14 protein-coding genes and 5 pseudogenes are annotated in these 23913 nt (G+C 63.5%); 8 read left to right on the top strand and 11 right to left on the bottom strand.

The window, feature by feature from the left end; genetic code table 11:
- Window positions 1-293: 293 nt before the first annotated feature.
- Both AB4Y73_RS16700 and AB4Y73_RS16695 read left to right on the top strand, forming a co-directional pair.
- Window positions 294-875, top strand: coding sequence for a hypothetical protein (locus AB4Y73_RS16700; protein WP_441873074.1), 582 nt, complete (start codon window positions 294-296; stop codon window positions 873-875).
- The gene (locus AB4Y73_RS16695) at window positions 872-2302 is read left to right on the top strand and encodes a hypothetical protein (protein ID WP_441873261.1); all 1431 of its coding nucleotides are present in this window, start codon (window positions 872-874) and stop codon (window positions 2300-2302) included. Before AB4Y73_RS16700 ends, AB4Y73_RS16695 begins: the two co-directional genes overlap by 4 nt.
- A gap of 2 nt (window positions 2303-2304) precedes the next feature.
- On the opposite strand, the pseudogene AB4Y73_RS16690 reads toward AB4Y73_RS16695, so the two are convergent.
- A pseudogene (locus AB4Y73_RS16690) lies at window positions 2305-2471 on the bottom strand (homocysteine S-methyltransferase family protein); the annotation flags it as partial.
- 123 nt (window positions 2472-2594) lie between these two features.
- Here AB4Y73_RS16690 and AB4Y73_RS16685 point away from each other — a divergent pair.
- Window positions 2595-2999: a hypothetical protein gene (locus AB4Y73_RS16685; protein WP_441873072.1), complete on the top strand. Its 405-nt coding sequence runs from the start codon at window positions 2595-2597 to the stop codon at window positions 2997-2999.
- A 696-nt stretch (window positions 3000-3695) separates the two neighbouring features.
- Here the strand turns inward: AB4Y73_RS16685 and AB4Y73_RS16680 are convergent.
- Window positions 3696-4702: pseudogene (locus tag AB4Y73_RS16680) on the bottom strand (ABC transporter ATP-binding protein); the annotation flags it as partial.
- A 76-nt stretch (window positions 4703-4778) separates the two neighbouring features.
- Window positions 4779-6599 (bottom strand): annotated as a pseudogene (locus AB4Y73_RS16675) (glycoside hydrolase family 15 protein).
- A 272-nt stretch (window positions 6600-6871) separates the two neighbouring features.
- Here AB4Y73_RS16675 and AB4Y73_RS16670 point away from each other — a divergent pair.
- Window positions 6872-7021 carry a hypothetical protein gene (locus AB4Y73_RS16670; protein ID WP_441873070.1) on the top strand — a complete coding sequence of 50 codons (150 nt, stop codon included), beginning with the start codon at window positions 6872-6874 and terminating at the stop codon, window positions 7019-7021.
- Between the two features lie 60 nt (window positions 7022-7081).
- Here AB4Y73_RS16670 and AB4Y73_RS16665 read toward each other — a convergent pair whose 3' ends face one another.
- Window positions 7082-8665 carry an amino acid permease gene (locus AB4Y73_RS16665; RefSeq protein WP_441873068.1) on the bottom strand — a complete coding sequence of 528 codons (1584 nt, stop codon included), beginning with the start codon at window positions 8663-8665 and terminating at the stop codon, window positions 7082-7084.
- Window positions 8666-9163: 498 nt separating this feature from the next.
- Here AB4Y73_RS16665 and AB4Y73_RS16660 point away from each other — a divergent pair, with 498 nt between their 5' ends.
- From AB4Y73_RS16660 to AB4Y73_RS16650, 3 genes are read left to right on the top strand one after another with little or no spacing between them, the layout of a single operon-like run.
- The gene (locus AB4Y73_RS16660; RefSeq protein WP_441873066.1) at window positions 9164-10567 is read left to right on the top strand and encodes a DUF6421 family protein; all 1404 of its coding nucleotides are present in this window, start codon (window positions 9164-9166) and stop codon (window positions 10565-10567) included.
- Window positions 10564-11322 (top strand): SDR family NAD(P)-dependent oxidoreductase, encoded by a 759-nt coding sequence (locus AB4Y73_RS16655; RefSeq protein ID WP_441873063.1) that lies wholly within the window; start codon window positions 10564-10566, stop codon window positions 11320-11322. The genes AB4Y73_RS16660 and AB4Y73_RS16655 overlap by 4 nt, the downstream gene beginning before the upstream one ends.
- Window positions 11319-12434 carry a threonine aldolase family protein gene (locus AB4Y73_RS16650; RefSeq protein ID WP_441873061.1) on the top strand — a complete coding sequence of 372 codons (1116 nt, stop codon included), beginning with the start codon at window positions 11319-11321 and terminating at the stop codon, window positions 12432-12434. Before AB4Y73_RS16655 ends, AB4Y73_RS16650 begins: the two co-directional genes overlap by 4 nt.
- A 143-nt stretch (window positions 12435-12577) precedes the next feature.
- On the opposite strand, the pseudogene AB4Y73_RS16645 reads toward AB4Y73_RS16650, so the two are convergent.
- Window positions 12578-13027, bottom strand: a pseudogene (locus AB4Y73_RS16645) (ATP-binding cassette domain-containing protein); the annotation flags it as partial.
- A 245-nt stretch (window positions 13028-13272) separates the two neighbouring features.
- On the bottom strand, window positions 13273-13500 hold the full coding sequence (locus AB4Y73_RS16640; RefSeq protein WP_441873059.1) for a hypothetical protein: 228 nt from the start codon (window positions 13498-13500) through the stop codon (window positions 13273-13275).
- A gap of 144 nt (window positions 13501-13644) precedes the next feature.
- Between AB4Y73_RS16640 and AB4Y73_RS16635 the strand changes: the two genes are divergently transcribed.
- Window positions 13645-16590: a helix-turn-helix transcriptional regulator gene (locus AB4Y73_RS16635; RefSeq protein WP_441873057.1), complete on the top strand. Its 2946-nt coding sequence runs from the start codon at window positions 13645-13647 to the stop codon at window positions 16588-16590.
- On the opposite strand, the gene AB4Y73_RS16630 is transcribed toward AB4Y73_RS16635, so the two are convergent.
- The 5 genes and pseudogenes from AB4Y73_RS16630 to AB4Y73_RS16610 form a co-directional block, all read right to left on the bottom strand.
- Complete coding sequence (locus AB4Y73_RS16630; RefSeq protein WP_441873055.1) at window positions 16587-18647, bottom strand: ABC transporter ATP-binding protein; 2061 nt, start codon at window positions 18645-18647, stop codon at window positions 16587-16589. The genes AB4Y73_RS16635 and AB4Y73_RS16630 overlap by 4 nt on opposite strands.
- Complete coding sequence (locus tag AB4Y73_RS16625) at window positions 18644-20377, bottom strand: ABC transporter ATP-binding protein (protein WP_441873053.1); 1734 nt, start codon at window positions 20375-20377, stop codon at window positions 18644-18646. Before AB4Y73_RS16625 ends, AB4Y73_RS16630 begins: the two co-directional genes overlap by 4 nt.
- A 127-nt stretch (window positions 20378-20504) precedes the next feature.
- Window positions 20505-21596: an SDR family oxidoreductase gene (locus AB4Y73_RS16620; RefSeq protein ID WP_441873051.1), complete on the bottom strand. Its 1092-nt coding sequence runs from the start codon at window positions 21594-21596 to the stop codon at window positions 20505-20507.
- 299 nt (window positions 21597-21895) lie between these two features.
- Window positions 21896-23650: a thiamine pyrophosphate-dependent enzyme gene (locus AB4Y73_RS16615; protein ID WP_441873049.1), complete on the bottom strand. Its 1755-nt coding sequence runs from the start codon at window positions 23648-23650 to the stop codon at window positions 21896-21898.
- 56 nt (window positions 23651-23706) lie between these two features.
- Window positions 23707-23913 (bottom strand): annotated as a pseudogene (locus tag AB4Y73_RS16610) (amino acid permease); the annotation flags it as partial.

Genomic DNA, 23913 nt, shown 5'->3' with positions numbered 1-23913 from the left:
CCCCCATTAGTCGCTGAATACTTCTCGAACGGTAGCAGCAGGGAACGACAAAACAGAGCGCAGCGGCTTCCACCGTTCTTCCTCCAAGGCGACCGACTTCACACCGTCGATATGCTGATCAAATCCGAGGGAATTGTCATCGAGTTCTACTGCTCCCACTTCCACAAGGGAAGAGGCTTCGAGCTGGAGCGGCCGTACTTGTAGGACCCGCTGCAGGTGAGGCGGTGATACGGCATTGTGTGGCGCTGATAGCCTGTGCCAAACGAGATTAATGGCACGCACTCAGGGGAAGTATGTCCGCGGAAGAAACGCAGGAGCTTGGTCGAGAAGGGGCATTTCTCTTTAAACGCTGGCTAGAAAGCACGACCTACTTTGATCTTCCATGGATCGTCTACCACAAAAACGGCATGTGCGAAGTCCGATACAAGGACGGCCCGAAGGGTATCAAACGGTTCGACATAGCAGGATCGCAACTTCGGAACCCACCGGTACCCGTCTGGGTTGAGGGGAAGAGATACACGTCTGATAGCGGTCTGCGATCGATGTTCCTTGAAATGGTGGCAATAGCGTATGCGGCGTACCGGTACAAGAAGGTCAATGGAAGCACTGACGGTGGCGATCAGTTCATATACGCCACCACCCACCCTTTTGCAGTCACGAGTTGGACTGATCTTGTTACCACAGCAACAGTCCAAGAGGCCTTCGAGGCTCACCCGGAGATTGTCGGTGCTGACCCCTTCAATGTAGATGACGCCCAAGTCGTCAGGGACCGTCTCTGGATAATCGTGTGGAGCGAAAGACAGGACGAGCTGTCCTTAACCGGGGATGAAGTTCAGTCCATTTGGACCCTTCTCAAACGCAAGGAAATCGAATGACCACCTTCACGGAGCGGCTGGAAGCAGCAACGGACACCCGAGACCCCAGGGATTACGTTCGGCGAGTCAAGACTGTAGTTGCCGACGAGCTACGTTCTGCAGATCCTTCGATAAAGCTGCTGGACACCGGATACTACGCCCATAGCGCGATCCCAGACTTCGAAGCGATCTGGGCTCACAGTCAAACGAAACGTCCCATATTCCTTCGGGATGGCCTCGCTGACGTCGTTGCAGCGCACGATATGACGTTCCTGCCCTCGACCCACCCAGCAGTTCTGACACTGGACACGGCACAAGTGCCGGTAGAACTAATAGCTGAGGCGGAAACGGAATCGGCTTCTAAACCCGAAGGGCTCATTGCGATAGGGACATCGTTCAACTCCGAAGTCCTATCGAGCGAAGCGCCGTCGCCGCTCGCGAAACTAGTGCGAACCAACTTTGTTAAGGGTGCCCGCGGACTAATCACTCCTGACACCCTTGATGACTTTGACGACCAGAATGACGAACCAGCGTCAGACGACGTCAGACGCCAGATGGACATCATCTCCTCGCACTTTGACGGGCGGATAGCATTCCGGATCAAAGCCTTGTCCGGCCTGATAGCGCTTTCGGAGATGGGTGAAGAAGAGTTCGCCGAAAAGCAGCAAGAAATAGACATGCTTGCCGGCGAATTGGATCCCGAGGAACTCGAGTGGCTTCTACCTGCCTTGCTTCTTTCCGATAACCGTCCGACCGCTCAATTCTGGGGACGGTTCGGAACGCTGTTCGACTTACGGGACTTAGAACGTATGTCAGCCCCGCTACAGGGCTTCGATCTGACCGACCTCGTGGAGGCCAATAAGGATTCATGGTCTGCCCGCCGTGCCTACTCCGGACTTTGGATCACTGACGACTCTCCCGCGACGGATAGTCGCGACGGTGCCGGTATGGACGACCAGCAACAACTCGACGGGGTTCCAGCAAAAAGCGTGCCCGCTGAAAGTTGGTCCTTCGTGGGAACCGTTCTCAGCAAGCGACTTCCGGAGTCCGCTCGACGGATCGCGGTCGCTTGGGACGCCCACAAGTTGAAGCGGGCTCCCGCCCAATCATCCAAGTCCTGGGACCAAGCAAGAGAACTCATTGCAGATCAAACGCTTCTGCAGGTCGACCTTCATGGCATCCAAAGGTCCGTGTCTGTGAACGCAGTCCAATCTACTGATATCAGAGCGGATATAACTGACGTAACGACGTCCGTTGAAGATAGTTACCTCGTTTCTTCGGTGGCCTTGGGCTTGAAAAACACAGAAGATGAAGTCGTTCGAGTCGACGTTGATTTTGGCGGTTCTATGATCAGCGCAGCCTTGGACGTCAGGCTCAGTGACCTGGTTGAAACAGCGACTACGGTTTTTGACAGCCGCGCCGTCCTAGCCGACGAAGCTGCCGACTGATACTCGACAGTCACCTCGACGAAGATGGGGAGCCGAATGACGCCGGTGCGATAGCCTGTTTGCAGCCGTTGATGGCGGCTTTGGTCTGCAAGAGCTCCTGGCTGGTTTCGATGAGGAAGGCGTCCGCTCCCCCGTCGATGAGGCCCTCGGCCTGCAGGGCGAAGGTCTGCCAGCTCGGCAACCGGCACATTCGCCTTCTTGGCTTTATGCGTGCCAGACGGCGGACCGAGCCTACAGTCCAACTGCGGAACCGCTCCCAGAAGGCGTTGACGTTGTTGCAGGTTCGGAAGACGTGTTGGATAAACCGTCTTATGCGGACGAAGTGATTGATGCTCTTCGCGAACGCAAGGCCAACTTGGACTTCGATAACTTGCTATGGCGTCGCAAGATCCCCTCTTCACCGATGACAGGCAATCACGGGTGGTTCGTCGAATCGAATTCAGGTGGGAACGAACGGTGGTTTGTGCGGAAAGCCAACGGTGTAACCGTCCGCAAGGCTATGCCCCGAGATTTTCTGGAAGCGTTGGAAGAGAAAGCTTCGCTCGACCCTCGCGAAATAAAGCATGATTTCCAACTCACGGACCATGGGCTCGCGGCGTGGTACGCACGAACCTACTCTGATGTCCTTTGGAAGGTTTCGCGAAGCAACCGAAACGCTTCCCTCATCGGCGTCAGCCGTGAGAATCAGGACAGCTAGCTACACCGTCCCGGTACGTTGCTGACAAGGATTGAACTGACGGAATAGGAGGAAATTTCCGGGTGCAAGATCCTTGTGTCCCATTCCCACCCGGAAAAGCCTTTTTGGCTCAGCTGCATTGTTGGTAGTGCCTGGTCTCTGCGCGGGGCCACCGAGAAGTTTAACCTTTCTGTCACTACGGCGACAGCGCGCTGGTGGGGCCGCGAGCGGGAGGTGGGCGAGGTTGGTTTGGAGGGCCGCGGGAGTCGGCCGCTGACCTGCCCACCCGGACTTTGCGCACTGAAAGGCGCCTGTTCGGGGCTACGTGTGAACAAGAGCTGGTGGCCGCACAGGAGCACGGACCGCTGGCCCCCGAACGCCACCACGGTCCACGGTCCACGGTCCACGGTCCACGGTCCACGGTCCACGGTCCACGGTCCACGGCATCTTGAATGGCGCCCGAGTTGCCGTCAAGCGAAGTCGTTTTGCACCAAAGCACGGCACTGTGGTCAACCATAGACAGACTGCGACATACACCTGGGACTGGATTGACGGCCAAAGTCGAATCTCAACCGGTCGTTTCGGCTGACCCCGTACTGTCAGTTTTGAGTAATAGTTGATGACGTCAGTGGTGCATTTCTTCCACACCATGCATTCGGTGCGGTTACCACGTCGACAAAACCCGCGATAAACATAGTGGTACCGGGGCCGGCGCCACTAAACCTCCGCGACCGGAGCCGCGAACTGCGCCTCGTACAGCCGCGCATACGCCCTCCCGCGGCCAGCAACGAAGCGTGGGTCCCCTGTTCCACGATCTGGCCGGCCTGCATCACCAGGATGAGGTCGGCGTCACGGATCGTGGACAGTCGATGCGCGATCACAAAAGACGTCCGGTCCGACCGCAAAGCCCGCATGGCCTTCTGCACCAGCACCTCGGTACGGGTATCCACTGAAGAAGTCGCCTCGTCCAGGATCAGCACCGACGGCCGGGCCAGGAACGCCCGCGCAATCGTCAGCAACTGCTTCTCCCCCGCCGACACGTTGCCACCCTCGTCCTCCAAAACCGTGTCGTACCCCTCCGGCAGCGACCGCACGAACCGGTCCACATAGGTTGCCGTCGCCGCCTCCATGATTTCCGCCTCGGTAGCAGCAGGCCGCCCGTACGCAATGTTGTCCCGGATGGTCCCGCCGAACAGCCACGTATCCTGCAGCACCATCCCCAGCCGAGAGCGCAGCTCACGCCGCGGCACCGAGGTGCCATCCACGCCGTCGAGCGTTATCCGCCCCGCATCCAGCTCATAGAACCGCATCATCAGGTTCACCAGCATGGTCTTGCCCGCACCGGTCGCTCCCGCAATCGCCACCGTTTGCCCCGGGTCCGCCACCAAAGAAAGCGACGAAATCAGCGGCTTATCCGGCGAGAACGCAAAGGACACCGCCTCACACTCAAGCCGGCCGCGGACCGCTCGGCCGCCGTCGGACGCCTTGCCCGAAGTACCCGACGGATCCGGCGACTGCTCGTGCTCATCAAGGAGCGAGAACACCCGCTCAGCAGACGCCACCCCGGACTGCAGCAGGTTCGCCATGGACCCCAGCTGCGCCAAGGGCATGGTGAACTGCCGCGAATACTGAATGAACGCCTGCACATCGCCCAGCTGCATCGCCCCGGACGCCACCTGCAGACCTCCCACCACCGCGATGCCCACGTACACCAGGTTCCCGACTGCGCGCCAAAGCGTTCGTGGGCACCCCTACCGCCCGCCCCCGCTACCGGCTGAGGCACCCTCCGACGACGGGCCATTAATCGGGCGCGTCGACCGCCAGGCTGAGCCGGTCCACCCCGTGCATGGCATCTGCTGCCCGGACGAGCGTCAGGTGCGAGAAGGCCTGCGGAAAGTTCCCCGCCATCCGATCCTCGTCCGTTGCGTACTCCTCGCTCAGCAGACCCAGCTCGTTGGCGAAGCCCACGAGCCTGTCCATCAGGGCCTTTGCGTCGTCCTGCCGCCCTGTGCGCGCATACTGCTCCACAAGCCAGAAGGAGCAGGCGAGGAAAGGATGTTCACCCGGTTCCAGGCCGTCAACGCCCGTTTTTGTGCTATAGCGCAGCAACAGGCCGTCGTCGGTCAGGAGTTCCTCTTCCAGCCGTGCGACTGTGCCGAGCATGTGCTTGTCGTTGTATGGGAGAAAGCCGACCTGGGGCATCACGAGCAGGGCCGCATCAGTCTGCGTTCCGCCATAGGTCTGCGTAAAGGAATTGATGTCCTGGTTGAAGCCCTCGCGCATGATCTCTTCCCGTAACCGGTCCCGCAGCTTCTCCCACTTTGTGGCATCCCCAGGCAGTCCGTGGAGCTGGATGGCCCGGATCCCGCAGTTGAAGGCGGCCCACATCATCACGCGTGAGTGTGTGAAGTACTGTGCGGCGCCGCGCATCTCCCACAGGCCGAAGTCCTTGTCGTCGATGTGTTTTTCGACGAACCCCAGGAGCGCCTTCTGCAGGGCCCAGGAGAAATGGTCTTCCTTGCCGCCGGCCATGCGCAGTCGTTCCAGTGCCACCATCACTTCGCCCACAACGTCAGCCTGGAACTGCGATACTGCAGCATTTCCGATCCGCACAGGCTTGGAGTCTTCGTAGCCGGGGAGGTGGGCCAGCTCGCGTTCAGGAAGCTCCCGTTCTCCCCCAACCCCGTACATGATCTGCATCTGCTCGGGATCGCCGGCGAGGGCCCGCAGAAGCCAGTTGCGCCACTGCAGCGCCTCCGTTTCGTAGCCGTGGGTCAGCATCGATTCCAGCGTCAAGGCCGCATCGCGCAGCCAGCAGTACCGGTAGTCCCAGTTCCGCGGCCCGCCGAAATCCTCGGGGAGGGACGTGGTGGGTGCCGCGACGATGCCGCCCGTTTCAAAATGCGTCAGGGCCCGCAACACCAGCAGCGAACGCTTTACCGCACCCCCGTAGACGCCGTCCTGCTGGCAGTGACTTCCCCAGCGGCTCCAATAGTCAGTGGCTTCCTCGAGGGCCACATCAACGTCAGTGGCTGCGGGCAACGGGCGGTGCGACGGGAACCACGTCAGTTCGAAATCAAGCTGCTCGCCCTTTGACACGAGGAATTCCCCCTCGTGGGCGTGCGCGTGGGCGTGCGGAAGATGAGGCCCCCGCAGTGCGAGAGCATCCGGACCGGCCATGGCCAACAGGACCGGCGCCGCCGTCGGCTCCTGGTCGCGGACCCGGCTCATCCACGGCAGGACCGTCGAATATCCCGGCCGGATCCGAAGTTCCTGGCGTATCTCCACGCTGCCTTCCACACCGGTGATACGGCGGACAAGGGATTACCCGCTGTCCCCTAGCGGCATGAAGTCGGTGACCAGGACGGATCCGCTGCCGGTCTTCCAAGTGGTTTGGAGGACAAAGGTCGAGTCAATATAGCGCCATTCCACAACTTCAGCGTCGGCTTCACTGGGGGCCAACAGCCAGCGGCCATGCTCTTCGGTGCCCAGGATCCGGCTAAACACCGACGGCGAGTCGAAGCGCGGGAAACACAGCCAGTCCACGCTGCCATCCCGGGCTATGAGTGGCCCGGTCTGAAGGTCCGACAGCAACGCATAATCCTCAATAGGGGAAGCCATGCTCCCCACTCAACCACAATTTTTTCACCCGGGTCAGGCCCGCTTTCGGCCCACCCTGACGGGCCCGGAACCGTCCCGCCGGCCGCCTACATACCAGGATGGTCGGGCCCAATCGGGTCACCTACCAAAAGGGGTGGTTAGAACCATCCAGAAATAGCGTTTCGCCTACCTGCCGATGACGGGACGATGGATGACAAGCCCACCTCCGGCGAAAGAGGAAAAAGCAGTTCCCATCCCAGCGACAAATGACGTAGCGAGAAAGACTGATCAACATGACACGAGAAGAAGCCTACGCACGGTGCCCCTCGGATTCGTATGTGGAATTCTATGGCGGCCAATGGCTCGTCGTCCCGCTTGCGCCGGTCCAGCAGCCAGCCTTCTTCACGTGCCTGCCGGGCGAGCGCCGCAGCACCCGCCGTTGATCGATAGGGAGGAGCGAAGCCGGGTGCTGTTCGCACCCGGCTTCGCTCCTTCTCGTCTGGTTACCGGGTGGCGCCTATAGGTTCGTCCTCGACGTCCTTAGGTGCCGTGAGATCCATCTCGAGCAGCGGCACAACTTTGGACTTGGTGACGTAGCGGTGACCCAGCCATAGAACGATGAAGACCGGCAACCCGAGGTAGGAGGAAAGCACCTCCACGGACCGTCCGGCAAGCACAGCCTCGTAGTTCTGTCCCGCGATGACCAGTATGAGCAGGGCAAAGGCCAGCAGGGGGCCAATGGGGAACAGGGATGCTTTGTACGGCAGGTCGCTGACTTTATTTCCCTGGGCCAGGAAGCCGCGCCTGAAACGGTAATGGGAGACCGCGATTCCCGCCCAGACGATGAAGCCGCACAGGCCCGACATGTTCAGCAGCCACGAGTATGCTGCGCCCTGCCCGACGATCGCGGAGAGGAACCCGAAGAGTCCCACGGCCGCCGTCGCGAGCAACGCCGCGATCGGCACACCACGCGAATTGGTCCGGCCGAAGATCTTCGGTGCCATGCCGTCATGGGCCATGGCGTAAAGCATCCGGGTGGAGGCATATAGTCCGGAGTTGCCCGCGGACAGGATTGCGGTCAGGATCACGGCGTTCATCAAGGCCGCCGCGAAGGCGATTCCGGCGCGGGAGAAGACCAGGGTAAAGGGTGATGATGCAATATCGGACTCACCGGAAGCCAGCAGGCTCGGATCGGTGAACGGTATGAGGCAGCCGATGATAAAAATGGCGCCGATGTAGAAAAGCATGATGCGCCAGAAGACAGTGCGGATAGCCTTCGGCACCTCGCGGCGCGGGTTCTTCGCTTCGCCGGCGGCGACTCCTACGAGCTCGGTGCCTTGGAAGGAAAAACCCGCAACCATGAAGACAGAGATGATCGAAACCCAACCCCCGTGGAACACATCATCGCGGTTTTCCCAGTTGCTCAGTCCCGGAGAGTTATCCCCGAGGATGCCGAAAATCATCAGCACACCGGCGATCAGGAAGAGCACCACTGCGCTGACTTTGATCAGTGAGAGCCAGAACTCCGACTCACCGAAGGCCTTCGCCGAGAGGGCGTTGAGCCCGGTGAGTGCCAGCAGGAAGATCCCGGCCCACACCCATCCCGGGACCCCCGGGAACCAGAAGTCCACGACGATTCCGGCCGCGACCAGCTCTGCGGCCACCGTGATGGCCCAGTTGAACCAATAGTTCCAGCCGATCGCGAACCCAAAGGACGGGGAGACGAAACGGGTGGCAAAGGACTGGAACGAACCGGCAACCGGAATTTTGGCCGACATCTCGCCCAGTGACTGCATCAACAGGAACACCATCAGCCCGACCAGCGCGTAGCCGGCCAACGCACCGCCGGGACCCGCCTGGGAAATGGTGCTGCCCGAGGCCACAAACAGCCCGGTACCAATCGCACCGCCGATGGCGATCATCTGCAGGTGGCGGTGGTTTAGCCCGCGCTTGAGTTCGTTGGTGGATTCGTCGATAGGGCGATCTGCCGCTATCGCAAGGGAGGACCCCTGTGTTCCATCGGGTTTGATTTCTTCTTCGAAATCAATAGCCCGATCACTTACTTGCGTGTGGGAGCCAAGTCCCATGGTGCCTCCGAAAAGGTAGCTGCGGTGAGTTTGGGCCTTCCGAAGCCCGCGGGCCGGGAAGGATGGTGATCAAGCTAACACGGGCAAGGGAAGCGACATTTGGCGCGACGAATGTTGCACGTCTGACGGGCCAGATCCTTACGCATAGGCGGTGGCAATCCGCGCCGAGCACAACAGTTGCTGATCTATTCAGGCCCAGTGACTAAGCAGTCCTGATGATCTGCTATGGCGCGCCAAGAGGCAGTGAGCAGGCAACTTCGACCGATGCCACACGTGGCACAGGCCGAACCGCGACTCGTCCGGATACCGCTGCTTGCTGATTGTGATGCACCGTTCCTGGGTTGTCTTAAAACCATCGACCCCCAGGTCAGACGCACGCATTGCACTGACGAGGAGTCCGTGAGCAAAAGTATTTCTTATGCATTTCCGAATAATCCTTCAGGGATGCTTACGCACTGCTAGCTTCTTCAGGAATCCCCAAATTTGGAAGGAACCAGCATGTCTGTAATCGCAACTCCTGAAGTGACAACCGTCCGGGCAGAAGACCTCAAGACACTCCCCGAATGGCAGGCTCTGAAGGCAGCCGTCGTCGGGCTGCAGCAGGTTCAAGTGCAGGACGGTTCCGTTCCGGAACCCGCTGACCATGACCAGGCCCGCCAGAATGTCGGCATCATTACGGGCTCCATCAACGACCTGCGCGCGCACCTCCCCCACGACACGGACTACCTTGAACTGCTCGTGCTGGACTTCCAGCGGTGGGCGTCCGAGGGCTTCGTCGTACCGGATTTTCTCGACTCATTGGTAGCCTTCCACCCCGAGCAGTGGCGCATCGACGGGCTGCCGCATCTGGTTCTGTTTCCCATGTACACGCAGAACGGCAGCACGAACCGCTACTTCGAGGCCGTCCTCATCGAGGTCATTTGGCCGTCATTCGTGGCTGACTTGGAGGCAGCAAACTACTCCAACAAGCTGTTCGTCCCCATCAGCTTCATCGATTTCACGCCCGGCTATGACACGAACTCCGCAGTTCTCTTCCCCGAGAGCGTAGCGGTCCGGAGCACCCCTTCCTTCACGTGGGGAGGCATCTTCGCGGACCGCGAAGCTGCCCGGTTCCGTCGCGTCCTCAAAGCTGCTGCCGACATCACTTCCCTGGACCTGCCGGCTGACGCCGCGGAACTCATCGACGACCAGCACCTCACGGAGAAGACCTTCGTGATGTGGGACCTGATCCATGACCGGACCCACATGCGCGGCGACCTGCCCTTTGACCCGTTCATGATCAAGCAGCGGATGCCGTATTTCCTGTACTCCCTGGAGGAGCTCCGCTGCGATCTGACCGCCTTCCGCGAGTCCGTCCTCATCGAGCGGGACGAAACGGCTTCCGAAGACGCCCGCAAGCACGCCAAGCTGGTCCAGTACGCCGTGATCTTCGACCGCATCTTCCGCTTCGCAATTACAGGCAACCGGGTCCGTAACTACGACGCCGTGGGCGGCCAGTTGCTGTTCGCCTGGATGCACCAGCACCGGGTCCTGCACTGGACCGATGGAAAATTGAGCATCGACTGGAAGGACGTCGCCGGGGTGGTCGTCGAGCTGGGTCTCCGCATCGAAGAACTCTACTGGCGTTCAATCGACCGTCCGAAGACCGCACACTGGCTCGCTGCCTACGAGCTCGTCTCGGAAACCCTCACCCCCCACCCGGCCTCCGTATGGGCCAAGGGACCGGATGCGCTTCCGCTGGACGGCCCACCCCGGGGGCTAACGGACCAGATCCTTGACGACGAGTTCCCCCTCTCGATGTTCTATGAAGCATTGGAGAAAAAGATGCGCCCCGTCATCGAATCAACCGCCGGGATCACCGGGCAGAGCCCCGTGAAGACCGACGGCCAGGCGGGCGCATGAGCCAGGACCTCTCGGGACGGACGGTCGTCGTCGCCGGTTCCACAAGCGCCGCAGGCGTCGCCGTAGTCCATGCCCTCTCGCAAGCAGGGGCACGCGTGGCCGCCGTGGACATCCTTGAGGACCGGGTGCAGGAGCTCGCGGCCGCGTACAACAACGTCGCGGGCTATGCCTGCAACCTCGCGGACCTGCAGGCCGTTGAGGACTTGGCGGCGTCTGTCCGGAACGACCTGGGTCCCGTGGACGGCCTCATCCATCTTGTAGGAGGGTGGCGAGGCGGTACCGGAATTACGGGCCAGACGGATGAAGACTGGGACTTCCTGCACACCAGCGTCCTCACCACGCTGAGGAACACCAGCCGCGCTTTTTACGACGATTTGGCTGCCTCCCCTGCGGGTCGCCTGGCCGTGGTGTCCGCACAGTCCGCCTCCTCGCCGACAGCAGGCGGCGCCGCCTATGCCGCCGTCAAGTCCGCCGCCGAGGCATGGACCCTGGCAGTAGCCGACGGATTCCGGCACCTGCAGGAAGGAAATGAAAGCCCCCACTCCGCTCAGCACTCAGCCGCCGTGGTCTTCGTCGTCAAGGCCCTGGTGGATGACCGGATGCGCGCAGCCCAGCCGCAACGAAAATTCCCGGGCTACACCGATGTCAGTGTCCTTGCCGACGCTGTTCAGCAGATCTTCTGCATAGAGGCAGAAAAGATCAACGGGCAGCGCTTGCCCCTCACTGCCGGCCAGCTCGTGGGCCTCCAGGCATGAGCGTCAGCGTTGATTCCAAAGCAGGCGTCCGGCAGCTACTGTCGACGCGTCTGCACGACCCGACCTACCGGGGTTTCGCCTCGGACAACTACGCCGGAGCTCACCCCGAAATCATCGAAGCAGTTCAGGCAGCCAACGAAGGCCACGTCACCGCATACGGCGAGGATGCCTACACAGCAGCGCTTCAGGAGGTCATCAAGTCCCACTTCGGCGCAGCTGCTACCGCATATCCGGTCTTCAACGGAACAGGGGCCAATGTCCTCTCCCTGCAGGCCCTGCTGCCGCGCTGGGGCGCTGTCATCTGCGCAGCAACAGCGCATATCAATACCGACGAAAACGGCGCCCCGGAACGGATTGGCGGCATAAAGCTCCTCCCCGTCCCCACCCCGGACGGCAAACTCACCCCGGAGTTGATCGACGCCGAAGCCTGGGGGTGGGGAGACGAGCATCGGGCACAACCGCTGGTGGTATCAATCACCCAGACCACCGAACTGGGCACCTGCTACACGCCGCACGAAATCCGACGGATCGCTGAACACGTCCATGCGAAGGGCATGAAACTGCACCTGGACGGAGCAAGGCTGGCCAACGCTGCAGCACATCTCGGGCTTCCTTTGCGGGCATTCACCACCGACGCCGGTGTGGACGTCCTGTCTTTTGGCGGCACTAAGAACGGGCTGTTGTTCGGCGAAGCCGTTATCTGGCTCGGCTCACAGTCCGACCCGGGCATGAGCTACCTGCGCAAGATGAACATGCAACTGGCCTCAAAGATGCGTTTCGTCTCTGCGCAACTCATAGCCCTGCTCACGGATGGCCTGTGGCTGCGGTCCGCCTCTCAGTCCAACGACATGGCTCAACGTCTCAGCGAAGGAATCTCGGCCATTAACGGCGTCTCGCTGACGCAACCAACTCAGTCCAATGGCGTCTTTGCCGTCCTTCCATCGGGGGCAGCCGCGAAAGTCCGGGAATCCTTCCGCTTCTATGACTGGGACCAGGCACGCGGGGAAGTCCGGTGGATGTGCTCGTGGGACACCACCGAGACCGACGTCCACTCTCTCGTTGCTGCAGTGAAGGCTGCCGTAGGCTCTACCGCCAACGAACACCTAAATTAAATACGGAGACGTAACTGCCATCCAGTGGCGTACTTTCCGGCGGGCGCGGTCTCAAGAGGCCGCGCCCGCTCCTTAGACCTCCGCCACAGGAGCCGCGAACTGCGCGTCATACAACCGCGCATAAGCCCCGCCCGCGCCGCGGCAACCGAGGTGACGTCCACGCCGTCGAGCGATATCCGCCTCGCATCCAGCTCGTAGAACCGCATCATCAGGTTCACCAGCGTGGTCTTACCCGCACCGGTCGCTCCCACAATCGCCACCGTCTGCCCCGGCTCCGCCACCAAAGAAAGCGACGAAATCAGCGGCTTATCCGGCGAGAACGCAAAGGACACCGCCTCAAACTCAAGCCGGCCGCGGACCGCTCGGCCGCCGTCGGACGCCTTGCCCGAAGTACCCGACGGATCCGGCGACTGCTCCTCCTCATCCAGCAAAGAGAACACCCTCTCCCCCGACGCCACCCCGGACTGCAGCAGGTTCGCCATCGACCCCAGCTGCGCGAGCGGCATGGTGAACTGCCGCGAGTACTGGATGAACGCCTGCACGTCACCCAGCTGCATCGCCACGGACGCCACCTGCAGACCTCCCACCTGGGCATGATTCCGGTGGTCTCTATGAGGAAGATGACGACGGCAATGCGATTTCTGCTCTGCGTCGCCCTCCCTCTTAGCGATTAGCCCGGGATGGCGCTGACCAAGCCCTGGGTCGTGGCTGCCAGTCGAGGATCTGCCCGCCTGTCATGAAAACTGCTCGTTCGTCGGCGCGGATATGTGAGAGCGCTTGGTCCAGGCATTGCAGGCGATGAGGTGCCGCCACGATGTATGCGGAGTGTCAGGGTTCCCTACTGTTCGGGGATCCAGAACGGTGCCGACACCCCTGCGCCGGTGAGGTTGTCACAGCGGACCAGCTGGGTTCCGATCCTGGTCAGCGGGCAATTCTCGAAGCTGGGCCCGTCGTAGGAGACGGGCGCGTTCCTGCCGGTGTCTGTATAGGCAGCGGGGGCCAGCACGAGAAGAAGCAGCGGCAGGAGGACTCCCAAGGCGTTTGATGATTTGATTGACGCGGACATGGCATGTCCTTTCGAAAGCAGTTTGTCTGACAAATCCACTGTCCGCCTGGCAGTGCGTCGTCCACATCCGGCAGTCCCCCTTAAAAGGAGGCCGCGTACCCTCAGATCTGTACCCGTGCGGCCCGGCGGTGGCAAGCTGGATTTGTGGCGAATGTGTGGAACGCCGGCGGTCCTGAACTGGTAGGACGGGAAGCAGACCTTACCGAACTCACCGGCATCATCAACAGCGTGTGCGTCGGGACAGCGAGGACGTACATCGTCACCGGGGACGCCGGCATCGGCAAGACGGCGCTTGTCACACGGGCTGTCGCATCAGCCTCGTCGAACGCCCTCATCCTGCGTGGCGGTGCCCTGCCCTTGTCGTCCATGGACGTGCCGTTCCTCGCACTGCGGTCTGCATTCCGCGGGGCGGAAGCCGGCACCACCGGTCCAGTGCCACCGGCAGTGGCATTCTCAGGGGATTCCCGCCCGGATGTCCTTGTCCTGATAGACGAATGGCTGACCGCGCTGTGCCGGCTCTCACCAGTGATCCTGACAATCGATGACCTCCACTGGGCTGACCAAAGCACCCTCGATGTCCTGATGTACCTGGTGGCAGGACCCAGCGGCAGGCCCCTCGGCGTCATCGGCACCGTGCGGACTGACGGAGGCCGGGCCGGAGGTACTTTCCATCGCTGGATGACCGATGTCCGGCGGCTGCCACGGGTGGATATACATGGGCTCGAACCTCTGGACCGGCCCGACACCGAAGCACAGCTCAGGGGACTTCTGGGGGCACCTCCGCACCAGTCGCTCGTCACTGACGTCTTCGCCCGTTCGGCAGGGAACCCCTACCTCAACCGTCTCTTGGTTGCGGGGCTCACCGCCGAGTCGCGGGGCCTTCCCGATGGTTTTCCGCCCGATCTGAAATCCGCGGTCCTGCGCTCATGGCGGGGGTTATCGTCCGGAGCCCGTGAGTTGTCACAGATCATGGCACTCGGGGGACGGCCGGCCAGCAGTACGGAACTGCGCGCCATAGCCGGGTCCGCCGTCGGGCCTTCAGGTGTCCTGCCCCTCCTGCAGTCAGCGGTGGAGGAGGGCCTCCTGGACGTTACCCAGGATGGTAACTACTGGTTCCACCATCCCATCATCGCCGAAGCCCTGGAACAGGGGCTGGATGCGGGCGAGCGGCGGCGATGGCATGCGGCGTTCGCTGCCGTCCATGAACAGAGGCTGGGCACTGGGTCTGGGCCCTCCGCGGGCGATGCCGTGGCGCTCGCCGATCACTACGCCGCGGCGGACCGGCCTGCAGAGGCCCAGCGATGGGCGATCGCTGCCGCCGACATGGCCGCGGCGGAAGGCGGATTCAGTGATGCGCTCCGGCTCCTGCAGCGGGCGATCCGGCTGCATGCAGCCCTTCCGGACGCTTTGGGGTGGCCCCGGGATCTCTGGGACAAGCTCCGGGCCGCAGCCCGGGATGCGGGCGCACTGGCACTTGAACTTGAAGCAACGGAGGAATTACTCGCACACCTGGACCCGGTGACGGAGCCGCTGGAAGCCTCCGAACTTATGGTGCGCCGCATGCACCTCCAGTTCTCCACCGGGCAGGCGTTTCTTCCGATGGCGGACATCCGGGAGGCAGTCAGGCTGTCCGCCGCAGTGCCGGGAAGCTGGCAACATGCACTGGCGCTGGCCGAGTTCGCCCACGCGAGTATGTGGCACAGCGAGCCGGGCGCTGAGGCTGCTGCAGCCGAATCGCTCGCGCTGGCCCGCGAGGCAGGCGATCACCGTGCCTTGTCCTTTGCACTGACTGCTGCGGCGATGGCTGAGCTCGCCGCAAAGCGGTTTTCCGCTGCCCGGAGCTTGGCCGCCGAAGGCGCGCGGGAGGCAATCCGGGCCCGCGATTTCTGGGGCTTCGTCCATGCAACATACTGGACAGGAAATGCGCAGGGCCCGTGGACCAGCGCGGAGTACGCGGACCTCCTGGGCCGCGCCAGGCAGGAGCTGATGCAGCAGGGAGCCCCGCATGCGTATACGGCAAAAATTGCGGGGACCGAGGCGGCCAGTTACCTGGCCATCGGCGCGTGGCGGAAATGCCGGGCGGCGTTAAGGATAGCCATGAGACTTGATCCCGGACCGATGGGGGACGTGGATGCCAGGCTGACGGCGGCCCGCCTGGCACAGATGCAGGGGCGCCATGACGAGGCTGCGGTCTATCTTGAGCGGGCAGAGGAGCTATACAAGGAAAACTCCCGCTACCTCAACCTCACCTTCGACGCCGTGCGCGCCGAAGTCCATGTGGCAGCCGGACGTCCCGGGCGTGCCTTCTCGGCAGCCATGACCGGCGCCACCAGCCCCGGTCCGCCTCCCACCATGTGCGAATGGCTGTTGCCCGTCGCCGCACGCGCCTTGGCTGATCAGGTCGAGGAGGCGAGGGACCATGGCCTTCCCACGTCCGAACTCCTGACGGCAGCCCACCGCCTCGAGGAAAGGTTCCCGGAAATACTCCACGAACGGATGGGGCATTCGGAACTTTACAAACGCCAGGTGGCGGCGTTCAACGCCCTATACATCGCAGAGCTCGGGCGGGCGAGGAATGAGCCAGGCAGCGCAGCGCAGTGGGGAAAAACCGCCGACGCGCTCAGGGACGCGCTTCTGCCCTGGGAGGAAGCCTATGCCTGCAGGCGAACTGTGGAGGCCCTGCTGCTGCACGGGCACCACCGCGGGCCACGTGCAGCTGAATTCCTTCACCGTGGACACGCGCTGGCGGCCCAACTCGAAGCAGCGCCAGTCCAGGCAGCCCTCGAGCTCCTGGCCGCCCAGGCAAGGATACCTTTGATGCCGGTCAAGTCCACACCGCTGGCCCTTGCAGCGCGGCTCCCGGGGCTCACACCACGGGAGCTGAACATCCTGGAGTACGTCGTGGCCGGCAGGACCTACGGCGAAATTGCCCGGGTCCTGATGATCAGCGAGAAGACGGTCAGCTCCCATATCTCGAACCTGTTGCGAAAGACCGGCGCCGCCAACCGCGTGGATCTTGCGCGTCTGGCTGCAGTAGACGCCGCGGTCAGCCGCGGGGCGGGCCGGGACGCGCGATTGCGCGATACCTAAACCTCCGCCACCGGAGCCGCGAACTGCGCCTCGTATAACCGCGCGTAAGCCCCGCCCACAGCCAGCAGCGAAGCGTGCGTGCCCTGCTCCACGATCTGGCCGGCCTCCATCACCAGGATGAGGTCGGCGTCGCGGATCGTGGACAGACGGTGCGCAATCACAAATGAGGTCCGGTCCGACCGCAGTGCACTCATCGCTTTCTGCACCAGCACCTCGGTCCGCGTATCCACCGAAGACGTCGCCTCGTCCAGGATCAGTACCGATGGCCGGGCCAGGAATGCCCGCGCGATCGTCAGCAACTGCTTCTCCCCGGCGGACACGTTCGAACCTTCGTCCTCCAAAACAGTGTCGTACCCCTCCGGCAGCGACCGCACGAACCGGTCCACATAGGTCGCCCGGGCAGCCTCCAGGATCTCGTCTTCGGTAGCCGACGGGCGCCCGTACGCAATGTTGTCCCGGATGGTCCCGCCGAACAGCCACGTATCCTGCAGCACCATGCCCAGCCGCGAGCGCAGCTCGCGCCGGGGCACCGAGGTGATGTCCACGCCGTCGAGCGTTATCCGCCCTGCATCCAGCTCGTAGAACCGCATCATCAGGTTCACCAGCGTGGTTTTCCCCGCCCCGGTCGGACCCACAATCGCCACCGTCTGCCCCGGCTCCGCCACCAGACTCAAAGAAGAAATGAGCGGCTTGTCCGGCGAATACGAGAACGAAACATCCTCGAACACCAGCCGCCCCCGCCCGGCCCCGTCAACAGAAACCCCCGAAGAAGCAGGATCAGCAGACTGCTCGTCCTCATCAAGGAGCGAGAACACCCGCTCGGCGGACGCCACCCCGGACTGCAGCAGGTTGGCCATGGACCCCAGCTGCGCCAGCGGCATGGTGAACTGCCGCGAATACTGAATGAACGCCTGCACATCGCCCAGCTGCATGGCCCCGGACGCCACCTGCAGGCCGCCCACCACCGCGATCCCCACATACACCAGGTTCCCGATGAACGTCATGGCCGGCATGATCAGCCCGGAAATGAACTGCGCGCCGAAGCTCGCCTCGTACAGCTCCACGTTCTTCTGCCGGAACCGCTCCTCCACCTCGCGCTGCCGGCCGAACACCTTCACCAGCGCATGCCCGGTGTAGGTCTCCTCGATCTGCCCGTTCAGCTCCCCGGTGTTCTTCCACTGCGCCACGAACAGCTTCTGCGAGCGCTTGGCGATCAGCGCCGTGATCCCCAGCGTCAGCGGAATGGTCACCAGCGCGATCAGCGCCAGCGTGGGCGAGAGGATCACCATCATCACCAGCACACCCACCACGGTGAGCACGGAGGTGACCGCCTGGCTGATGGACTGCTGCAGGCTCTGGGAAATGTTGTCCACATCGTTGGTGACCCGGCTCAGCAGCTCGCCGCGCTGGATCGAATCGAAATACCGCAGCGGCAGCCGGTGGATCTTCCCCTCGATCTCCTCGCGCAGCCCGAACACCGTCCGCTGCACCACCCCGTTCAGCACATACGCCTGCACCCACATAAACGCCGACGCCAGCACATACAGCACCAACGCCCACATCAGCACGCTGCCCAGCGCCGCGAAGTTGATCCCGGTGCCTGGCGTCAGCGCCATCGGCGTGAGCATGTCCGCCTTCTGGTTCTCCCCCACCGCCCGCAGCTGCGCGATCAGCTGCTCCTTGGTCACCCCGGCGGGCAGCTGTTTGGACACCACCCCGGCGAAAATCAGGTTGGTGCCCTCCCCCAGCAGCCGCGGCCCGATCACCGAGAGCGTCACACTCGCGACGCCCGTCAGCAGCACCAGCAGCAGCCACGCCCGCTCCGGCCGCAGCCTCCCCATCAGCCGTTTGGCCGACGGCCAGAAGTTCATGGCCTTCTCCGCCGGAATGTTCATCCCGCCGAACGGCCCGCCGCGGCCCGGTCCGCCCGCCGGACGCGGAATGCGTACGACGTCGGCACTGCCGGGTTTGGCCCCGGGTGCGGTTCCGCCGGGAGCGGCGCTGTTAGTGGAGGCGCTGTGGGAAGCGCCCGACGTCGGCCGGTTCGTGGTGCTCATACCGTTTCCTCCGCTGCGAGCTGGGAGGAGACGATCTCCCGGTATGTTTCGGACGTTGCCAGCAGCCCGCTGTGCGTTCCGCGCCCCACGATCCTGCCGTCGTCGAGCACTAATATCTGGTCCGCGTCCACGATGCTGGACACGCGCTGGGCGATGATCACCAGGGTGGCGCCGGCGGTGCTGCGCTTGAGGGCCTGGCGCAGCCGGGCGTCGGTGCCGGTGTCCAGGGAGGAGAACGAGTCGTCAAAGATATACAGCTCGGGCCGCTTCACCAGGGCCCGGGCGATGGCCAGCCGCTGCCGCTGGCCGCCGGAGACGTTGGTGCCGCCCTGGGAGATGGGCGCATCCAGCCCGCCTTCCATCTCCTCCACGAAATCCTTGGCCTGAGCAATCTCCAGGGCTTCCCAGCACTCGTCCTCGGTGGCGTCCGGTTTCCCGTACTGCAGGTTGCTGCGGACGGTGCCGCTGAACAGGTAGGGCCGCTGCGGGACCAGCCCAATGTGGCCCCAGAGCAGGTCCGGGTGCAGCTCACGCACGTCCACGCCGTCGATCCGCACGGAGCCGGTGGTGGCATCGAACAGCCGCGGCATGAGGTTCACCAGGGTGGTCTTGCCCGAGCCGGTGCTGCCGATGATCGCCGTCGTCTGCCCTGCCCTGGCCGTGAAGCTGAGCCCGGAGAGGACGGGCTGATCGGCACCCGGGTAGGCGAATCCGGCGTCGAGCATTTCCAGTTCCCCGCGCCGCACAGCACTGCTGAGCGGATTCTTCGGCGGCCGGACACTCGACTCGGTGTGCAGCACCTCGCCGATCCGGTCCGCGGAGACCGAGGCGCGCGGGATCATCACGGCCATGAACGTGGCCATCATGACGGACATCAGGATCTGCATCAGGTAGCTCAGGAACGCGATGAGGGTGCCCACCTGCATGGAGCCGTCCTCGATCCGGAACGAGCCGAACCAGATCACCGCCACGGACGAGACGTTCAGGACCAGCATCACGGTGGGGAACGCGAGCGCCATCAGCCGGCCGGCACGCAGCGCGGTGTCCGTGACGTCCTCGTTGGCCCGGGCGAAGCGGGCGGTCTCGATGTCCTCCCGGACGAACGCGCGGACCACCCGGATGCCGGTGAGCTGCTCGCGGAGCACCCGGTTCACGGTGTCGATCCGCTTCTGCATCTTCCGGAACAGCGGCACCATCCGGATGATGATGAGGCCGACGGCGATCAGCAGCACCGGGACGCTGACGGCGATCAGCCAGGACAGCTGTGCGTCCTGCCGGACGGCCATAATCACGCCGCCGATGCTCAGCATCGGCGCGGTCACCAGCATGGTGGCGGACATCAGCACAAGCTGCTGGACCTGCTGGACGTCGTTGGTGGACCGGGTGATCAGGCTGGGCGCGCCGAACTTGGTGACTTCCTGCTCGGAGAACTCCCCCACCCGGGAGAAGATGGCCCCGCGCAGGTCCCGGCCCACGCCCATGGCGGCCTTCGCCCCGAAGTACACGGCAATGATGGAGCACACGATCTGCAGCAGCGTGATACCCAGCATCAGGCCGCCGAGGTTGAGGATGACGCCGGTGTCCCCCTTGGCCACGCCCTCGTCGATGATGTCCGCGTTCAGGGTGGGCAGGTACAGCGACGCGATGGACTGCGCCAGCTGGAAAACCACGACGGCGATCAGCAGCTGCCGGTGCGGCCGCAGGTATTCAACAAGCAGTTTCCAGAGCAAAGCGGCTCCCTGACTCGGGGCTCACGGAACGTGATGCGAAGGTCAGTTTACGTCCGCTGGCTGGGAGTTAGGCCGGGGCGGAAGGAAGGAATTCGGCCGGTTCTCGCAGAGCGTAGTGGCGCTGCGGTCAGGGAATCAGGTTTTCGGCGCGGTAGCGGTCGAAGAGTGCCGTGAAGGCGTCCAGCGTCCGCCGGTATCCCGTGAAGCCGGCATCCCGACTCTTGCCCATGTCCGTCACCACCTCGATGCCGCGCCCCAGGTCACCGTCCGTGTGCCACCAGGATGCCACGCGGTCCAGCTCCGGTTCGCTGAGGTTATGGCGCCCGGCAAGCTCCCGCCACTGGTCTTCCCGCCCTTCCATGGACTGCTCGAGGGGGCGGGGCTCCCCCTGGTACCCCTCCCATTCCACGCCGAAGTAGGCTGCGAGTTTGGGCCACATCCAGCGCCAGCGGAACACGTCGCCGTTGACGATGTTGAAGGCCTCGTTAGCGGCTGCCGGAGTGGTGGAGGCCCAGAGCATGTGCTCGGCGAGCAGGCCCGCCTCCGTCATGTCAGTCAGTCCGTTCCACTGAGTTTCGGATCCGGGGAACACGAAGGGTTCCCCGCTGTCCCGGCACAGGGTGGCCTGAGCCGCGAGGGTGAGGCCCATGTTCATGGCGTTGCCCACCGCATGACCGATGACAGTGTGCGCGCGGTGCACTGACCACGTGAACCCCTGCTCCGCCGCGGCTGCCCCGAGCTCGTCTTCCTGCGCGTAGTAGAAGTTCGGCACCGGAAGGCGCGGTTCCTCCTCATGGAAGGGCGTGTCCGGCATTTCTCCGGCGGCGTACGCTTCGAACGGTCCGAGGTAGTGCTTCAGGCCGGTCATCAGGGCAACGTGGGCCACGTCCTTGCCACGGAGGGCTGCGAGGAGATCACGCACCATGCCGGCATTGACGGCGATGTTCTCCTCCTCGGTGGCCTGCCGCGACCACGCCGTGAAAAAGACATGCGAGGGGTTCTCCGGACCAAGCACAGCGGTCAGGGAGGCAGCCGAGGTCAGGTCTGCGGAGAGCCACTTGACGCCGGTGCGCTCGGGGCCGGGCCTGCGGGACAGGGCAAGGACGGCCCAGCCCTCGCCAACCAGGGTGTCCACCAGGGCGGAGCCCGCGATGCCGGTGGCTCCCACGACGAGGGCCGTCCGTCCGTTGCCCGCTGCTGTTCCTGCGCCGGTAGTCATGGTGCTCCTTCTGGTTTGTGCTGCGTGGTGTGTGCTGCGTGAATGCGCGCGCGTCGCCAGTGCCTCGTGCTCAGGGGGCCCGCGCGCTGTGTCGCGGCGGGACGTCAAGCCGACGGCGGCCCACTAGCGACAAGCCGCAGCATCCAGCAGATATTCCGCCACCCTCCAGGGACTCGGCTAGGCAGCGCCACTGCCAAGGATCTTCACCGCAATACACAATGCCTTCGTCACCGCCCACGAAAGGAAAGCGGACCACGGCGGGATGTCCCGCCGTCGTCCGCGCCCCGTCCGCTCCCGGCTCAGTAAGCCTTGACGCGCTGTTCCACGATCAGATGGATCAGGCCGAAGACGCCGTCGTCATCGATCGCGGCAAGCGCTGCGTCCAGTGCAGCCGGAATGTCCTTGTCCTCGGTGACGGTGACCCCGTAACCGCCGAAAGCGCGGGCCATCAGGCCGAAGTCCGGGTTCTTCAGCTGGGTCCCGGAGACGCGGGAGGGATAGTGCCGCTCCTGGTGGGTGCGGATTGTGCCGTATTCCTGGTTATCCATGACGATCACCAGCGGCGTGGCCCCGTACTGGGCGGCGGTGGCCAGTTCCTGGCCGTTCATGAGGAACTCCCCGTCCCCCGCGATGGTGACTACCCGCCGTCGGGGTTCGGCCAGCGATGCCGCGATGGCCGAGGGAACGGAGTAGCCCATGGACCCGTTCCGGGCGCTGATCATGGAGGCGTAGCGGCGGGTGGGAAAATAGCGGTGGGCCCAGTTGGTGTGCTCGCCCGCGCCGAAGGTCACCATGGCATCCTCAGCCAGCCTGGGGACCAGGTTGGCCATCAGGGTATCCATCCGGGCCGCGCCCGCTGCAGGCACGGCCGGGGGCAGTGCGGCGAACCGCTCCTGCTCGCCCCGCATCCGGTCCGTCCACGTTTTCCACTCGTCCTTCACCGGCAGGTCAAGGCCCGCAAGGTCGCGGACAAAGGCCGCCGGCTTGGCCAGGATCTGCCGTGAAACAGGCCCCGACCGGCCCCGGAGTGAGGGGTCCACTGTGACCAGGAAGTTCTTCTTATTCCAGTCCTGCCGGCAGACGAACCCGTCCGTAATCACGTCGCCCGGCACTGTCCCCACAAAGACAAGCAGGTCTGTTTCCTCCAGCAGGTCGTAGGTGGGGCGCGGCCGCCCGTAGCCGATCGGGCCCACATAGGACGGGGAATCGAAGGAGACCGTGCCCTGCGTCCGCCATTCAGCCGCTGCCGGGATATGGTGCCGCTCCAGCCATCCCGTCAGCTGGTCCGCGGCGGCCTGCGTCCAGTCGCTGCCGCCGGTGACAAAGAGCGGCTTCCGGGACTCCGCCAGCGCAGCCTCCAGTGCGGTAGCGTCTGTGCTGCTCATGCCGCCGGCCGCCACCGGAATGGCTGGGTGCAGCGCGGGCTCAATCTCGTGCCGGATGATGTCCTCCGGCAGGCCCACCACCACCGGGCCAGGCCGCCCGCTCATGGCCGCGAACATCGCCTCGGCCACAATCTCGGACGCCCGCTCCGCGTGGTCAAGGACCATGACCCGCTTCGCCCCCGTACCGAACCAGGCCTTGATGTCGAACTCCTGGAACGCCTCGCGGTCCCGGTGCGCAAACGGGATCAGGCCGACGAACAGCAGCATGGGGGTGGAGTCCTGCCAGGCGGTGTGAAGCCCCACATGCGCGTTGGCAGCCCCGGGCCCGCGGGTCACCATCGCAATACCCGGGCGCTGGTTCATTTTTCCGTCGGCCTCGGCCATGTACGAGGCGCCGCCCTCGTGCCGGCAGACGATGGTTTCTATGTCCGAATTATGGAGGCCGTCCAAGACGTCCAGGAAGCTCTCGCCGGGAACCACATAGGTGCGCTCCACACCGTGGGCCACCAGCGAATCAACAATCACGTGCCCGGCTGATTTCAGTGCCTGGCCTGCGCCGGCGTGGGGCAGGTCCGCGCGGCTGGCCTGCCGGGAGCCTTGCTCGGAATTCACGACGGCGGCGGGCGGGGTGTGGGATGCGGTCAGGGGTGCTTCGGTTTCCGTTGTCATGGGCTTTCTTTGGCTGTTTGGGCTGCTGTGGCGTTAGTAGCGGGTGGTGCGGGGCTTTATCTGAAGGTTTCTGCGGGTGGGTTGGCGATGACGGGGGCGGTTCCGGTGTAGCCGTCGCGGGTTTGGGCGATTTCGCGGATGCGGGTCCGGCAGGCGTACCAGCCGAAGACCATCAGCACCGAGGCGATGGCGGTGACGAGCATGGTGAGGGGGGATTCGATGAAGACCATGATCAGGACGCCTGCCAGGAAGAGCAGGGAGAG

The organism is Pseudarthrobacter sp. TAF60_1 (assembly GCF_052113505.1).
Lineage (GTDB): Bacteria > Actinomycetota > Actinomycetes > Actinomycetales > Micrococcaceae > Arthrobacter.
Note: the sequence above shows the minus strand (reverse complement) of the source record. Positions and strands in the feature narration are given on the sequence as shown.